General features: G+C 72.5%; 13 protein-coding genes. 1 reads left to right on the top strand and 12 read right to left on the bottom strand.

What is annotated here, in order from left to right; all coding sequences use genetic code 11:
- Positions 1-39: 39 nt before the first annotated feature.
- From ndk to ACFWFR_RS03285, 12 genes are all read right to left on the bottom strand, one after another.
- A complete protein-coding gene (ndk, locus tag ACFWFR_RS03230) occupies positions 40-504 on the bottom strand; it encodes a nucleoside-diphosphate kinase (RefSeq protein WP_191805720.1) in 465 nt (154 codons plus the stop codon).
- Positions 505-527: 23 nt separating this feature from the next.
- Positions 528-1,016: a DUF4233 domain-containing protein gene (locus ACFWFR_RS03235; RefSeq protein WP_377616664.1), complete on the bottom strand. Its 489-nt coding sequence runs from the start codon at positions 1,014-1,016 to the stop codon at positions 528-530.
- Between the two features lie 5 nt (positions 1,017-1,021).
- Positions 1,022-2,758: an MDR family MFS transporter gene (locus ACFWFR_RS03240; RefSeq protein WP_191805721.1), complete on the bottom strand. Its 1,737-nt coding sequence runs from the start codon at positions 2,756-2,758 to the stop codon at positions 1,022-1,024.
- Positions 2,759-2,840: 82 nt separating this feature from the next.
- Positions 2,841-3,491 (bottom strand): TetR/AcrR family transcriptional regulator, encoded by a 651-nt coding sequence (locus ACFWFR_RS03245; protein WP_377616665.1) that lies wholly within the window; start codon positions 3,489-3,491, stop codon positions 2,841-2,843.
- A gap of 72 nt (positions 3,492-3,563) precedes the next feature.
- A complete protein-coding gene (gene dhaM, locus ACFWFR_RS03250; protein ID WP_191805723.1) occupies positions 3,564-4,322 on the bottom strand; it encodes a dihydroxyacetone kinase phosphoryl donor subunit DhaM in 759 nt (252 codons plus the stop codon).
- Positions 4,323-4,329: 7 nt separating this feature from the next.
- Complete coding sequence (gene dhaL, locus ACFWFR_RS03255; protein ID WP_377621141.1) at positions 4,330-4,974, bottom strand: dihydroxyacetone kinase subunit DhaL; 645 nt, start codon at positions 4,972-4,974, stop codon at positions 4,330-4,332.
- An 88-nt stretch (positions 4,975-5,062) separates the two neighbouring features.
- Entirely contained in the window at positions 5,063-6,058 is a 996-nt protein-coding gene (gene dhaK / locus ACFWFR_RS03260; protein WP_191805725.1) for a dihydroxyacetone kinase subunit DhaK, read from the bottom strand.
- Positions 6,059-6,302: 244 nt separating this feature from the next.
- Complete coding sequence (locus ACFWFR_RS03265) at positions 6,303-7,751, bottom strand: folylpolyglutamate synthase/dihydrofolate synthase family protein (protein WP_191805726.1); 1,449 nt, start codon at positions 7,749-7,751, stop codon at positions 6,303-6,305.
- Positions 7,748-11,119 carry an isoleucine--tRNA ligase gene (gene ileS, locus ACFWFR_RS03270; protein WP_377621143.1) on the bottom strand — a complete coding sequence of 1,124 codons (3,372 nt, stop codon included), beginning with the start codon at positions 11,117-11,119 and terminating at the stop codon, positions 7,748-7,750. Before ileS ends, ACFWFR_RS03265 begins: the two co-directional genes overlap by 4 nt.
- Before the next feature lie 360 nt (positions 11,120-11,479).
- Positions 11,480-11,734, bottom strand: coding sequence for a hypothetical protein (locus tag ACFWFR_RS03275; protein WP_377621145.1), 255 nt, complete (start codon positions 11,732-11,734; stop codon positions 11,480-11,482).
- 335 nt (positions 11,735-12,069) lie between these two features.
- The gene (locus ACFWFR_RS03280; RefSeq protein WP_377621146.1) at positions 12,070-12,900 is read right to left on the bottom strand and encodes an SDR family NAD(P)-dependent oxidoreductase; all 831 of its coding nucleotides are present in this window, start codon (positions 12,898-12,900) and stop codon (positions 12,070-12,072) included.
- A gap of 73 nt (positions 12,901-12,973) precedes the next feature.
- On the bottom strand, positions 12,974-14,674 hold the full coding sequence (locus ACFWFR_RS03285) for a molybdopterin-dependent oxidoreductase (protein ID WP_377621148.1): 1,701 nt from the start codon (positions 14,672-14,674) through the stop codon (positions 12,974-12,976).
- 259 nt (positions 14,675-14,933) lie between these two features.
- Between ACFWFR_RS03285 and ACFWFR_RS03290 the strand changes: the two genes are divergently transcribed.
- On the top strand, positions 14,934-16,001 hold the full coding sequence (locus ACFWFR_RS03290) for a putative F420-0 ABC transporter substrate-binding protein (RefSeq protein WP_377621172.1): 1,068 nt from the start codon (positions 14,934-14,936) through the stop codon (positions 15,999-16,001).
- The last annotated feature ends 18 nt before the right edge of the window (positions 16,002-16,019 follow it).

A 16,019-nucleotide genomic window follows, 5' to 3' on the forward strand; every position in this document is an offset into this window, starting at 1 on the left:
CCTCCTTCGAGGGGGCGCCTGTCGGCAGGTGCGAGGGCCTCAGAGGCCCGGGAACCAGAGCGAGATCTCGCGGGCGGCCGACTCCGGGGAGTCCGAGCCGTGGACCAGGTTCTGCTGCACCTTCAGGCCCCAGTCGCGGCCCAGGTCGCCACGGATGGTGCCGGGAGCGGCGGCGGTCGGGTCGGTCGTGCCGGCGAGCGAGCGGAAGCCCGGGATGACGCCCTGGCCCTCGGCGACGATCGCGAGCGTCGGGCCCGAGAGCATGAAGTCGACCAGCGGCTGGTAGAACGGCTTGCCCTCGTGCTCGGCGTAGTGCGCCGCGAGGAGCTCGGGGGTGGCGTCCAGGAGCTGGACGGCGGCCAGGGTGTAGCCCTTGGCCTCGATACGGCGGAGGATCTCGCCCGACAGCCCACGGCGGACGCCGTCGGGCTTGACCAGGACGAGGGTGCGCTCGATGGTCTCGGAGAGCGCGTCGGCCACTGCGGGGGCTGCAACATCAGTCATGCGCACGACCCTACCGGCCCTGCTCACATGTTCGGCGCGGTCTCCGGGTGCTCCGCGTCGTACGCGGCGCGCTCACGGTCGATGCGCCCGCCGAGACGCAGCGACACGATCCACAGCACCACGAAGATGCCGCCCACGAGGAACATCAGCGGGACGGCGAAGCCGCACGCGATGACCGGGATCTGCACGGCCGAGCCCGCGACGTAGCCGCCCGGCCCGCCCACCATGCGGCTGAGCAGGAGCAGGACCACGATCAGCGTGCCGCCCACGATCCAGATCGCCGGGCCCGAGGGCACCTGCATCTTGTCCGGCCACGCGTAGGGCACGTTCCGCAGCCCGTACGCGACGAGGGTCGCGAAGAGGATCAGGAACGCCTCCAGCATCAGCGTCGTCGACGTGAACTGGATCTTCGCGGACTTCTTGGCCTTGATGCGGGGCGCGTCCGCCGCGTCCTTCGCCGTGGGGGCGGAGGACGCGACGGACCCGTCGACCGGTTCGTTGGTGGAGCTCACGCGACTCAGTTTACCGGCGCGTCCTGGCGGGAGGGGCCGCCCGCCGGGTCGTCGTCCGTGGGGATGGTGGCACCGTCCGGCCCGACGGCGTCGCGCACCTGCGCGTCCGTCTCGCCCTCGACCAGCGCGCCCTTCGGGTCGGCGACCGCCTCGCCGCGCGCGACCATGCCGGCCTCGCCCGAGAGCTTGACCTCCTTGAGGAACAGCGCGAGCACGAACCCGACGACGACGAGCGGCACGAGGTACCAGAACGCCGGCGCGAGCGCGTCCGTGAAGGCGTCGATCACGCCCGTCTTGACGGGCTCCGGGAGGGCCTGGACCGCGGCGGGGGTCAGGCTCGAGGCCTCTCCCCCACCCGTGGCGGCGCCACCGGGGATGACCTCGGCCAGGTTGGCCGACAGGCGCGTCGTGAAGATGGTGCTGAAGAGCGCCGTGCCCACGGCTGCACCGATCTCCCGGAAGAAGTTGTTCGCGCTCGTCGCGGTCCCGATCTCGTGGGGGTCCACGGAGTTCTGGACGGCCAGGACGATGGTCTGCATGACCAGACCCATGCCGGCACCCATCACGAAGATCATGGCGCCGAACAGGACCATGGACATGTCGCCCGTGATGGTCGTGAGCCAGATGATGCCCGCGGTCGTGATCGCGAGGCCCGCGACGGGGTAGATCTTGTAGCGGCCCGTCTTGGTGATCGCGAACCCGGACCCGATCGCCGTGATCATGACACCGACCATCATGGGCAGCATGAGGAAGCCGGACTCGGTCACGCCCGCGCCGGTCGACATCTGCAGGAAGGTCGGCAGGAACGCGAGCGCGGAGAACATGCCCATGCCGAGCACGAGGCCGATGAGCGTCGCGATGGTGAACGTGCGGTTCTTGAAGAGGTGCAGCGGGAGCAGCGGCTCCTCCGCACGGCGCTCGACCACGATGAACAGGGCGATCGACGCGAGCGTCGCGGCGACCATGCCCAGGAGCTTGGGGTCGGACCAGTCGTAGCCCCTGCTCGAGGTCAGCGACTCCCAGCTCGTGAGCAGCACGATCCCGGACGTCCCGACGACCAGGAAGAAGATGCCGGCCACGTCGATCTTGCGCCCGGAACGGTGGCTCGGGAGCTTCAGGGTGAACCACGCGACGAGGAAGGCGGCGATGCCGATCGGGACGTTGATCCAGAAGGCCCAGCGCCAGCCCGGTCCCTCGGTGAACCAGCCGCCGAGGAGCGGCCCGATCACGGCTGCGATGCCGAACAGGGCACCCATGGGGCCCATGTACTTGCCGCGGTCCTTGGCCGGGACGATGTCCGCGATGATGGCCTGCGACAGGATCATGAGGCCACCACCGCCGAGGCCCTGGACGGCTCGCCACGCGACGAGCTCGGGGAACGTCTGGGCGAAGCCCGCACCCGCCGACGCGACGGTGAACAGCCCGATCGCGACGAGGAACGGCCAGCGGCGCCCCCACAGGTCGCCGAACTTTCCGTAGAGGGGCATGACGATCGCGATCGCCAGGATGTAGGCCGTGATGACCCACCCCTGGTGCTCGACGCCGTGCAGCTCGCCCACGATCGTGGGCATCGCGGTGCCGACGATCGACTGATCGAGCGAGGACAGGAACATGCTGGCCATGAGCGCGCCGAAGATCAGCCAGACCGTGCGCTGCGTCAGCACGATGAGCGGCTTGCCGTTCTCGGCGGACGCGCCGGCCCCGGTCGGCGCGGCCGACGTGGTGGAGCGGGAGGAGGACATGAGGGATCCGTTCAGGTCGAGTCAGACCGGTGGTGGCGCCCGTCGACGCGAGACGGCGGGCGTGAGTGTGGTGGTGGTGGGGTCAGCCGGGGCTGCCGGGTTCTCCCGGCGAGGTCCCCGGGCACACGAGCGTCCGGAGCTGCGCGACCACCGAGCCCAGGTGGTCGACCGGCTCGCCCGTACGGCCGAGCCGTTCCCACTCGAGCGTCGTGGTGCGCAGGAGCGCCATCACGACCATCGCGAGCAGCTCGGGCTCGGGAACGAACGGGTGCTGGGCCCGGCGACGCTCGAACACGTCGATCAGACCGGTCCGCAGGTTCTCGATCCACCACATGTGGCGGGCGAGGAGGCGGTGCTCGCGCTCGACCAGCCGGATCGCCCGGTGCACCCGTTCGAGGGACATGACCTGGTGCGCGAGCAGGTCGGCGACGAGCACCTGCAGGTCGTCGAGGAGGTCACCCGTGGGGCCGCCCGCGACGAAGACGTGGACCGCGCCTGCCGAGGGCGAGAACTCCTCGACCCCGAGCACGGCGTCGTCCTTGGACGCGAAGTAGTTGAAGAACGTCCGTGCCGAGACGCCGATCGACGCGCAGATGTCGTCGACCGTGACCGCGTCCAGCCCGCGTTCGAGCACGAGGGTCTGGGCAGCGTCGATGAGCGCCTCGCGGCGTTCGCGCTTCTTGCGCTCGCGCAGCCCCGTGGGGGCGGCGGAGGGCTCGACAAGGTTCTGCACAGCAGGCAAATTTACACGTCGTGCAACTTTGCAGGCAATGCAGTATTCACGTGACGCTCGTCACGGGACGGCTCAGACCTCTCCGAAGCCGCCCTCGACCGCCGCCACGGCTGCGTCCCTGGCCTCGCTGGCCTGCGGCCCCTCGGCCGCGATCACGAGCTCGCGCCCCCCGGTGGCGCCCAGCTTCATCATCTCGAGCACGCTCGCGGCGTTCACCCCGTTGATCGTGACCTTGGCGTCGTAGCCCGCGACGAGCCGCGCGAGGATCGCCGCCGGACGGGCGTGGAGCCCCAGGGGGTTGCGGAGCGTGACGGAGCGCGGCGCACCGGGCGAGTCGTCCTCGAGCCCCGCGGCGGCGGCCAGCTGGTCGGCCGGCCCCGGCGGGGGCACGAACCCGCCGTCGGGCGACCCGCTCTGCGCGAACGTGCCGCCCGCGGCCTCGGCCGACGCGAGCACCTCCGCGAGGGTCCCGCCCCCGTGGGCCGTGACCGCAGCGGCGACGGCCCCCTCGACGAACGGCGCGTCCGCGAGGACGACCCGGCCCTCGAGCGAGTCGTCGAGCTCGATGACCGACTCGATCGTCATGACCGCCGAGCCCAGGTCCGCGAGGACCACCACGCCCTCTGTCCCGACGAGCCCCTCGGCGACCGCCGCGGACACGACGTCGTAGCTCGTGCCGAGGCTGCCGTCGTCCGTCCCGCCCGCGGGCAGGAGCAGCACCCCCGGGGCCATCTGGGCGGCGAGCTCGGCGGCGCCCTGCGCCAGCCGGGCCGAGTGGGACACGAGGACCAGGGCGATCCGCGCACGGTCGCCGACGTGTGGGGTTGTCATCGGGACATCATTCCCCGGGAGCGTCGACCGCCGCGACCGCAGCCCGCAGGATCACCACGGTCGAGGTCGCCCCCGGGTCCTGGTGCCCGACGCTGCGCTCGCCCAGGTAGCTCGCGCGCCCCTTGGTCGCGAGCATGGGGACGGTCGCGAGCGCGCCGGTCTCGGCCGCGGCGAGCGCGGCCTCGAGGACCCCTGCCGGGTCGCTGCCGGCGTCCGCGGCCTCGACGGCCGCGTCGACCGCGGGCTGCCACGCGTCGACCATGGTCTTCTCGCCCGGGACCGCCTTGCCGCGGGCCGTGATGCCCTCGAGGGCACCCTCGAGCAGCGCGACGACGGCGGACGAGTCCAGCTCCGTGAGGCCCGTGACCTTCGCGGCGCGCAGGAACGCCGTGCCGTACAGCGGGCCCGACGCTCCCCCGACCGAGGACATGAGGGTTGTCGCGACGAGCTTGAGCACGTCGCCGATCTGCGCAGGCTGCTCCTCGAGGCCGTCGAGCTTGGCGACGACCGCCTGGAACCCGCGGTTCAGGTTCTCGCCGTGGTCCCCGTCACCGATCTGACGGTCCAGCTCGGTGAGCTCGTCCCGCGACGACACGATCATCGTCGCCGCGCCTCGCATCCAGCGCACAGCCCACGCAACGTCCAGCGTCATTCCTCGCCCTTTCGTTCCTGTCCCGGGCACGGCTCGCGGGGAGCAGGGTCCGGGGCGCCGCTCCCCGGCTCTCGGGGGGCGGCTGGAGTCACCACCGCAGAGCGGCGGTGTGCACGGGCGCGTCCCACAGCGCGGTCAGCTCGTCGTCCAGCCGGAGCACGGTGACCGAGGCCCCCTGCATCTCCAGCGAAGTGACGTAGTTGCCCACGAGAGAGCGTGTGACTGCCACGCCGCGCGCCTCGAGCAGCCTCCGTGCCTGACGATAGACGACGTAGAGCTCGGACTGGGGCGTACCGCCCATTCCGTTAACGAACAGCAACACTCGCTCTCCGCCCGCGAGCCGCAGGTCCTCCGCGACGGCGTCGACGAGCATGCCCGTGATCTCGTCCGCGGTCGCCATGGGGATGCGGTGCCGGCCCGGCTCGCCGTGGATCCCGATCCCGATCTCGATCTCCGACTCGTCGAGGTCGAAGCTCGGCTTGCCGACGTGCGGCACGGTGCAGGCCGAGAGCGCGACGCCCATCGAGCGGACGTTCGCGACGACCCGCCCGGCGATCTCGGTGACCTTGCCCAGGTCATCCCCGCGCTCGGCGGCGGCTCCCGCGATCTTCTCGACCGCGACGGTCCCTGCCACGCCGCGACGACCCGCGGTGTAGAGCGAGTCCTCGACCGCCACGTCGTCGTTGACGAGGATGCTCGCGGCCTGCGTGCCCTCGGCCTCGACGAGCTCGAGCGCCGTCTCGAAGTTGAGCACGTCGCCCGTGTAGTTCTTGACGATCGCGAGCACGCCCGCGCCCGAGTCGGCCCCGAGGATCGCGGGCACGATCTGGTCCGGCGTGGGCGAGGTGAACACGGCCCCGGGGACCGCGGCGTCGAGCATCCCCGCGCCGACGAAGCCCGCGTGCAGCGGCTCGTGCCCTGCACCGCCTCCGCTGACGAGCCCCACCTTGCCCGGCACGGCACCACCGGCGCGGGACACGTACAGGGGTGCCCGGTGCACCTCCACGAGATCGGCGTGAGCCAGCTCGAACCCGTCGAGCGACTCGGTCACCGCGTCCTGCGGGTCGTTGAGCAGCTTCTTCATGGCGCATCCCTCCGTCGGACTGCTGCGGCGCGTCCGGCCGCGTGCACTGCTCGCGCGCCGGTGGATCGTGCCCCCGGCGCCCGTCCCCCCATCAAACACCCCCGCCGGTGCGGTGGCACGCAGAGAGTCGCCCCGGCGCGACTTTCCGTGCCCGACGACGCAGGGCGCCCCTCGAGCGAGGGGCACCCTGCGTGGTGGTCGGGCGAGCGCAGCCTCCGGGCCGCGGCGTGCGAGCGGCTCGCCGTCAGCCGCGCCCGAGCAGGATCCGCACGTCGGCCGCGGTGATGACCGAGCCCGTGACGAGCACTCCCGTGCCCACGCCGACGCCCACCGAGTCGTCGCGCTCGGCGAGGTCGACCGCGATGGCGAGCGCCTCGTCGAGGCGCTCGGCCGTGTGGACGCGGTCCTCGCCGAAGACCTCGATCGCGACCTCCGCGAGGTCGGTCACGTCGGCCGAGCGCTCGGCCGAGTTGCGCGTGATGACGACCTCGGCGAGCACGGGCTCGAGCACCGAGAGGATCTGCTCGGAGTCCTTGTCGCCCATGATGGCGACGACCCCGATCAGGTGCTCGAACTCGAACGCCTCGTCGATCGCGGCGACGAGGGCCTCGGCACCGGCCGGGTTGTGCGCGGCGTCGACGATCACGGTCGGGCTCGACCGCAGGACCTCGAGCCGCCCCGGCGAGCTCGCGTCCGCGAAGGCAGCCTCGACCACGCCGCCGTCGAGCGCGCGCCCTCCCGAGAGCAGCGCCTCGGTGGCCGCCAGCGCCAGCAGGGCGTTGTGAGCCTGGTGCTCGCCGATCAGCGGCAGGAAGATCTCGGTGTAGAGACCCGCAGGGGTGCGCAGGTCGACGACCTGTCCCCCGACGGCCGGGGTCCGCCCGGCCACCGCGATGTCCTGCCCCTCGCGCAGGACCCGGGCGTGCTTGGCCGCCGCAGCCTCGATGACGATGGCCTCGGCGGCGTCGCTCTGCTCGGCGAGGACGACGACCGCGCCCTCCTTGACGATCCCCGACTTCTCGGTCGCGATCTCCTCGATCGTGTGACCGAGCCAGCGCGTGTGGTCGATCGAGATGGGGGTCACGATCGCGACGTCGCCGTCCACGACGTTGGTCGAGTCCCAGCCGCCGCCCATGCCGACCTCGACGATCGCGACGTCGACGGGGGCGTCGGCGAACGCCGCGAACGCCATGACCGTGAGCACCTCGAAGAAGCTCAGACGGGGACCGCCCGCCTCCTGCGACTCGCGGTCGGCGACGCCGATGTAGGGCGCGACGTCCTCCCAGATCTCGACGAAGCGCGCGGGGCTCACGGGCTCGCCGTCGATCGCGATGCGCTCGGTCACCGAGGTCAGGTGCGGGCTCGTGAAGCGCCCCGTGCGCAGGCCGTGCTCGCGCACGAGCCGCTCGACCAGGCGCGAGGTCGACGTCTTGCCGTTGGTCCCCGTGATGTGGATCGTGCGGTAGGCCTTCTGCGGGTCGCCGAGGAGCTCGAGGACCCGCTCGACGCGCGCGAGCGTCGGGTCGATGTCGTGCTCGGGGGCCCGGTCCATGATGTGCGCGTACACCGTGGTCAGGTCCTCGAGCGCGGCGGCCTCCTCGGCCGTGCGCTGGTGCGCAGCGCCTCCGGGACGCCGCGCGTCCTTGTCGCCCGGGCGCTCGCCGGCGCCACGGCCGACGCGGATGCCGCTCATGCCCGTGCTCCGTCGGTCTGGTCGGACGAGACGGTCGCCGACGCCTTGGCGACGAGCACGCTGCGCTCGTCGGTGGGCGACAGGTCGACCGTGATGCTCACGGCGAGGGTCTCGCCCGCGATGAGCTCGCGGTGGTCCTCGACCGCTCCCTGCCAGGGGCCGGGCACCGAGAGCGAGAGGTCGATCCGGTCCGAGACCTCGAGGCCGGCCGCCTTGCGGGCGTCCTGGACCTCGCGCACGATGTCACGTGCGTAGCCCTCGGCCAGGAGAGCGTCGTTCAGCTCGAGGTCCAGGACCACGAACCCGCCCGTGGGCAGCACGGCCGCCGCGATCGACGGAGCGGCCGGGTCGACCTCGTCGTGGCCCTGCTCGGCGAGCACCACGGTCGTCAGCTCGTACTCGGAGCCGAGCAGCGGCACGTCGCCGTCGGGCGTCTCGACGACGACGAACCCGTCGTCACCCACGCGCCACGAGCCCGCCTTGGCGGCCTTGATGACCGCCTGGACCCCGCGCCCCAGGCGCGGGCCCGCAGCGCGGGCGTTGACCGTGAGCTTCTGCGAGACGCCGAACTCGTCGGCCGCACCGGACTCGAGGTCGAGGAAGCGCACGGCCTTGACGTTGAGCTCACGGGCGAGCAGGTCGCCGTAGGGCTCGAGCGCTGCCGGGTCCTCGGTCACGACGGTCAGGGTGCTGAGCGGCTGGCGCACGCGCAGCGAGTGCGCCTTGCGCAGACCGAGCGAGAGCGAGGCCACCGAACGGACCAGGTCCATCGAGGCGACGAGCGCGTCGTCGGCGACCAGGACGCCGGCCAGCGAGTCGCCCGGCGCGTCGGCGACGACGCTCGGCCAGTCGGTCAGGTGCACGCTGCGCCCGCCCGTGAGACCGCGCCAGACCTCCTCGGAGAGCATGGGCGCGAGCGGTGCCATGACGCGCGTGAGGACCTCGAGGGCCGTCCAGAGCGTGTCGAACGCGTCCTCGTCCTCGTCCCAGAAGCGGTCACGCTGCGTGCGGACGTACCAGTTGGTCAGCAGGTCGAGGTGCTCGCGCACGGTCTCGCACGCGCCCGCGATGTCGTACGCGTCGAGCTGGGTCGTGACGGTCGCGACCAGGTCGTGCGTGCGAGCCAGCAGGTAGCGGTCGAGAGCCGGGAGGTCCGCGACGCGCTCGGGGGCCACGCGCTGCGCGGTGTACCCCGCGCCGCCGTCGGCGTTGTTCGAGTAGAGCGTGAAGAAGTAGTACGTGCTCCACAGCGGCAGCAGCACCTGACGCACCGAGTCGCGGATGCCCTCCTCGGTCACGATGAGGTTCCCGCCGCGCAGGATGGGCGAGCTCATGAGGAACCAGCGCATCGCGTCGGAGCCGTCGCGGTCCAGGACCTCGGACACGTCCGGGTAGTTGCGCAGCGACTTGCTCATCTTGCGCCCGTCCGAGCCGAGCACGATCCCGTGCGAGACCGCCGAGCGGAACGCCGGGCGGTCGAACAGGGCCGTGGCCAGGACGTGCAGCGTGTAGAACCAGCCGCGGGTCTGGCCGATGTACTCGACGATGAAGTCGCCCGGGTAGTGGTGCTCGAACCAGTCGGCGTTCTCGAACGGGTAGTGGACCTGCGCGAACGGCATGGAGCCCGAGTCGAACCAGACGTCCAGGACGTCGGGGATGCGGCGCATGACGGACTTCCCGGTCGGGTCGTCCGGGTTGGGGCGCGTCAGGTCGTCGATGAAGGGACGGTGCAGGTCCGTCACGGGCACGCCGAAGTCGGCCTCGAGCTCGGCGATCGAGCCGTAGACGTCGATGCGCGGGTAGTTCGCGTCGTCCGAGACCCACACGGGGATGGGCGTGCCCCAGTAACGGTTGCGCGAGATGGACCAGTCGCGGGCGCCCGCGAGCCACTTGCCGAACTGCCCGTCGCGGATGTGCTCGGGCGTCCAGATGATGTCCTGGTTGAGCTCGACCATGCGGTCGCGGAACTCGGTCACGCGCACGAACCAGCTCGAGACCGCCTTGTAGATCAGGGGGTTCCGGCAGCGCCAGCAGTGCGGGTAGGAGTGCTGGTAGGTCTCGTGGCGCAGCACGACGGCGCGCGAGGAGGCCGCGACGCGCGCGAGCGGGCCCGTGCCCTCCTTGAGGTCCTTGATGACCTTGGGGTTGGCGTCGAAGACCTGCTCGCCCGCGTAGTCGGGGACGGCGTTGGTGAAGCGCCCACGGGCGTCGACGGGCACGACGGGCACGATCCCGGCCGCGTCGCACACGGCCATGTCGTCCTCACCGAAGGCGGGGGCCAGGTGGACGACGCCCGTGCCGTCCTCGGTCGTCACGAAGTCGGCCACGAGCACCTGGTGCGCGTTCGGCCAGCCCTCGGCCGAGCGGTCGGTGAAGTAGTCGAAGGCCGGGGTGTAGCGCAGCCCCGCGAGGTCGGCGCCCTTGACGGTCGCCAGGACCTCGGCGTCCTCCCCGAGCTCCTTGACGTACGCGCCCAGGCGCGCGGCGGCGAGCACGACCTTGTCCCCGGCCACGGCCGAGGAGGCGCCGGGGCGCACCACGACGTAGTCGACGTCCGGCCCGACGGCGACGGCCAGGTTCGAGGGCAGCGTCCACGGCGTCGTGGTCCACACGAGCACGAGCGCCCCCGCTGCGGGCGAGGCGACGCCGTCCGCGACGTCATCGGAGAGTCGGAACCCGACCGTGAGCGCCGGGTCCTGACGCGACTGGTACACGTCGTCGTCCATGCGCAGCTCGTGGTTCGACAGCGGCGTCTCGTCACGCCAGCAGTACGGCAGCACGCGGTAGCCCTCGTACGCGAGGCCCTTGTCGTACAGACGCTTGAACGCCCAGATCACCGACTCCATGAAGGTGATGTCGAGCGTCTTGTAGTCGTTCGCGAAGTCGACCCAGCGCGCCTGGCGCGTCACGTACTCCTTCCACTCGTCCGTGTACTTGAGCACGGACTCGCGGCAGGCCTCGTTGAACGCGGCGATACCCATGGCCTCGATCTGGGACTTGTCGGTGATCCCCAGCACGCGCTCGGCCTCGAGCTCGGCCGGCAGGCCGTGCGTGTCCCAGCCGAAGCGGCGCTCGACGCGCTTGCCCCGCATGGTCATGTAGCGCGGCACGACGTCCTTGGCGTAGCCCGTCAGGAGGTGCCCGTAGTGCGGCAGACCGTTCGCGAAGGGAGGGCCGTCGTAGAAGACGAACTCGTTGTCGCCGTCCTGACCCGCCTCGCGGTGCTCGATCGACGCGCGGAACGTGTCGTCCTTGGACCAGTACGACAGCACGCCGCGCTCGAGGGAGGGCAGGTGGGGGCTGGCGGGGATCTGGTGGCCCTGACCGTCAGGGGCGGTGTCGTCGGTGCGGTGCAGAGGGTAGGCCATGGCTCAGTGGCTCCATCGTGAGTGGCAGGCGGTGGTCCGGGACGTGCTCGTGCGAGGACGACCACCCCTCCCTGGTTCCCGAGGGAGAAGGCGAGCCGCGGTACCACCCCGCTTGCCGTCGTCGGGCACCCGCAGGAGCCCGAGCGGCGACCGCTCGACACGGCTGTGACGGGCCTACCCGTCCGGTTCTACTGAGGCCCCGCGGACGGGGCCCGTTCTTCCGGAGGCTCACCGGTGATGGCCGGGTCGATGCCTGTGGACCCCATGGTAACGCGCCGTCCGCCGGGCGTGCCGAGCCGACCGTTCCTCGCGGCACCCCACGGCACCTCACGGCGCAGGTGCGCCCGCGTGAGGCGTCGTTCAGCGCCCCGGGACCGACCGACCGCGCGACGACGCCCGACGGCGGTCCCGGTACGTGTCGATGTCACGCGCGACGAGCCACTCGATGGTGAGTGCGGCTCCCTGGGCGGGCTGCGCCGTCGGGCCGTGGGACGCCGAGGGGGCGATGCCCGACGACGCTGCGGCGAACCACGGGTCGTGGGCGACGAGACGGCCGAGGGGATCGGTGCGCCCGTCGGTGTCGGACGGGTGGGCGATCAGTGCGATGGCGTTCATGGGGAGTCCTGGTGTCGAGGCGGGTGCTCACGAGGGCAGACCGACCAGGGCGTGAGAACTGATCGGTGACCATCACGCCCTCACTCAGAGGGAGGGGCGTGGCACTGCTCGCTGACACCAGGTCGCGCGCTGCTGGAGCGTCAGCGAGCCCTCAACAACAGCTCGACGCGTGGACCGGCCGCAGGCGCACGACGAGCACGCGGGTGCTCAGGGGGTGCGCGGCGGGGGTCACGGGCGTCATCATGCCAGCCTGCGCCCCCTCCGACAAGCGTGTCCCACGCCGGGGGCCGCCCCGGCGGTCGGCCCGGACGAGGGTCATCCCGGGGCGACGTCCGTCACCGGCGCGTCACGAGCGGCCCGCGCGCCAGGAGCGTGGTCGAGGACTGCGCGACGGGACGCAGCACCAGGGTGTCGATCGCGACGTGCTGGGGCCGGGTCACGGCGAACGTCACGACGTCGGCCACGTCGTCCGCGGTGAGCGGGTTCTCGACGCCGTCGTAGACCGCGTCGGCCCTGGCCTGGTCGCCGTCGAACCGGGTCAGCGAGAAGCCCTCGGTGCGGACCATGCCGGGTGCGATCTCCAGGACCCGGATGGGCTCGCCGTTGAGCTCGAGGCGCAGCGTGTCGGCGACCGCGGCCTCGGCGTGCTTGGTCGCGACGTAGCCCGAACCTCCGCTGTACGCGTCGTGCCCCGCGGTCGACGTGAGGACCAGGACCGTGCCGAACCCCGCCCGACGGATCGCGGGCAGGAACGCCTTGGTCACGCGCACGGTGCCCAGCACGTTGGTCTCGAACATGGCCCGCCAGCGGTCCAGGTCGCTCGCGTCGATCGGGTCCGTGCCGCTCGCGAAGCCCGCGATGTTGAGCACCGCGTGGACCGGACCGCGCGCCTCGGCCTCGCGCACGAGGCGCGCGACGTCGTCGTCGTCCGTCACGTCCCCGACGACGGGGTGCGCACCGGTCGCGGCCGCGAGCGCGTCGAGCAGGTCGGCGCGGCGCGCGAAGGCCACGACGTCCCACCCCTGCGCGCGCAGGCGGCGCACGGTCGCCGCGCCGATGCCCGACGAGGCGCCCGTGACCACGGCGCGCTGCGGCGCGGGGTCCTGCGGCGTCGTGGACGGGGTCGTCGGGGCGGAGGGCTGGGGCGTGGTCTGCGAGGTCGTCACGTTCCTTACCTTGCCACGCCGGGGCGGGCGGACCGCGCCGCTGCGCAAGGTGCCCGCATGCTGGACGCCCGGTTCAGGCCACGCCGACCTCGAGCGTGTCCCAGCCGCTCGACCCGTCGGGCGCGGGCGGGGCCTCGGTCGAGGTCTGGACGGTCCCGTCCACGTCCGTCGCGCGGACCGCGAGGCGGTGGCTGCCCTTCTCCGGTGCGGCCCATCGCCAGGACCACTGCCGCCACGTGTCGGCCGAGACCGTCTCGGCGAGCTCGGCCGCCTCCCACTCCCCGTCGTCGACCCGCACCTCGACGCCGGCGATCCCGGTGTGCTGGGACCACGCGACGCCCGCCACGACCACGTCGCCGGCCGCGTCCGGCGACACCGTCGCGCCCGAGCGGGGCACGTCGATGCGCGAGGACATCTTGATCGGCCCGCGCTCGGACCAGCCGCGCGTGGACCAGTAGGCGACGTCGTCGGCGAAGCGCGTGACCTTGAGCTCGACGACCCACTTGGTCGCCGACACGTACCCGTACAGCCCCGGCACGACCATGCGCACCGGGAACCCGTGCGCGAGCGGCAGCGGCTCGCCGTTCATGCCGACCGCGAGCAACGACTCGCGACCCGGGTCCGTGAGGACGTCGAGCGGCGTGCTCGCGGTCCAGCCGTCGGCGCTGCGCGAGAGCACCATGTCGGCGTCCGCGTGCGGGCGGGCGCGGGCGAGCAGGTCGCGCAACGGGTACCCGAGCCACACCGCGTTGCCCACCAGGTCCCCGCCGACCTCGTTGGACACGCACGTCAGGGTCGTGGCGCTCTCGACGAGGGGCAGCGCGAGCAGCTCGGCGAACGAGATCTCGACCTCCTCCTCGACGAGCCCGACGACGCGCAGCCGCCAGTCGTCCGGGTCCACCTCGGGGACGCGCAGGGCCGTGTCGATGCGGTAGAAGTCGTCGTTGGGCGTCACGTAGGGCGTGATGCCGGGCACGTCGAGACTCGCCCCCGCCGGGACCACGACCGCGGGACCGGTCGGGGCCGGGAGGCGGATCGCGTCCCGCGCGGCGGTCAGGGCCCGTGACCCCGCGGACAGCACGCGCGCCGCGCCGCCGACCACGAGCGCGGTCACGGTCGTCAGCCCCGCGAAGACGAGGAATGACCGGCGGTCGAGCGCCTCGCGCTGCCGAGCCGCGGTGAGCGGGGTCTCGGGACGCTCGGGCGAGCCCGCACCACCACCCTGCCCGGCCGGCCCCGGGACCCGGGCCGCGACCGCGAGCGCCGAGGCCCGCCACGCGCGCAGCCGTGCGGCGCCCGTCCGCAGGAGCATGATCCCGACGCCGACGCCCACCACGGTCGGCAGCGCCCACAGGGGGGTCGCGTCGGGTCGCGTCACGGCGGCGGCGATGCCCACGGCCCCGACCACCACGAGCAGCACCGTGCCCCAGGGGGGTCGCCGCGTCTCGAGGACCCCCGCGGCGACGGCCGCGACCGCCAGCACCACCACGATCCCGAGGATCAGCACGGTCTTGTCCGCGGTGCCGAACGTCTCGACCGCGAAGTCCTTGAGCCACGGGGGGACCCTGTCCACCACGCCGGCCCCCACGACGAGCACGGGGCTCGACCCCGAGCCCACGACCAGCGCGACGAGCTCGGCCACCGCGAAGGCTCCGAGGGCCGAGGCGACGCCCAGCAGCGGGGCCCACCACCCGGACGCGCCCGCGCTGCGTCCCGGCCCGCGCTGCGCGCGACCGGACGTGCCGGGAGGGCCGGGCTCCGTCGTCGGGCTCATGCGCCCACTGTAGGTCCGCGACGCGAGGCCGGTGCGCCGTGTGCTGGTCCGGCCCGACCATGCCCCCGGCGTTCAGCACGAGCGTCCGACCTACTAGGCTGAGGGGTGGATCGCGAGCCGTGCTTGGCTCGCCGCAGCGGCCCGTGCTTGGGCCGCGGATCCTCGTCGCGGATTGTGGCGCCCTTCCCTCTCGCATCTCGCCGCGCCGCCGTGCCCTGCACCGGCCGAGCCGGCGACCTCCCCGACATGGAGTCCCGTGCTGTCCTCGTCCGCTCGCCCCCGCGTCCGCTCGACCTCCCGGCGTGCAGTCTCCGCCGGCCCGACGGCGGCGCTCGCCCTGGTCGCGACCCTCACCCTGGCCGCGTGCTCGGACGCGGGGAGCCTCGCGACGGGCGGGGCGACCACGGCGCCCGCCGGGTCGCCGACCACCTCGACGACCTACCCCCTGACGCTCGACAACTGCGGGTTCGAGGTCACGTTCACCGGCGCCCCGCGCCAGGTCGTGACCATCAAGTCGAGCACGACCGAGATGATGCTCGCGCTCGGCCTGGGCGACCGGATCGTGGGGACCGCGTTCCCCGACGGCCCCGTGCCCGAGCAGTGGGCCGACGCGGCCGCCGCCGTGCCGGCGGTCGTGACCCCGATGGCCGACAAGGTCCCGGGAGCCGAGGCCGTGCTCACGCTCGAGCCCGACCTCGTGTACGCCGGGTGGGAGTCCAACCTGACGGCCGAGGGAGCAGGGGACCGTACGACCTTCCAGCAGCTCGGCGTCCAGACCTACGTCTCGCCCTCCGCGTGCAAGGACGAGGCGTACAAGCCGGACCCGTTGACGTTCGACGACGTGTTCGCCGAGATCGACGAGGCCGGTCAGATCTTCGACGTCGCCGGGACCGCGACCGAGCTGGTGGCCGCCCAGCGCGCCGAGCTCGACGCCCTCGAGCCCGACGACCGCGGGCTCACTGCGCTCTGGTACTCCTCGGGCTCCGACATCCCGTACGTGGGTGCGGGGATCGGTGCGCCGCAGATGATCATGGCCGCCGTCGGGGTCGAGAACATCGCGGCCTCGGTCCAGGACACCTGGACGCCGTTCTCGTTCGAGGAGATCATCGCGGCCGACCCCGACGTGATCGTGCTCGTCGACTCGGCGTGGAACACGGCACAGTCCAAGATCGACGCGCTGAAGGCCAACCCGGCCACGGCCAACCTCACGGCCGTGCAGGGCGACCGCTTCCTGACCGTGCCGTTCCCCGCGACCGAGGCGGGCGTGCGCAACGTCGACGCCGTCAAGGACCTCAGCGCACAGCTCGCGGCGCTGACGATCCCCTGAGGAGTCCCGAACCGGTGA

The organism is Oerskovia sp. NPDC060287, assembly GCF_042726775.1.
GTDB lineage: Bacteria > Actinomycetota > Actinomycetes > Actinomycetales > Cellulomonadaceae > Oerskovia > Oerskovia merdavium.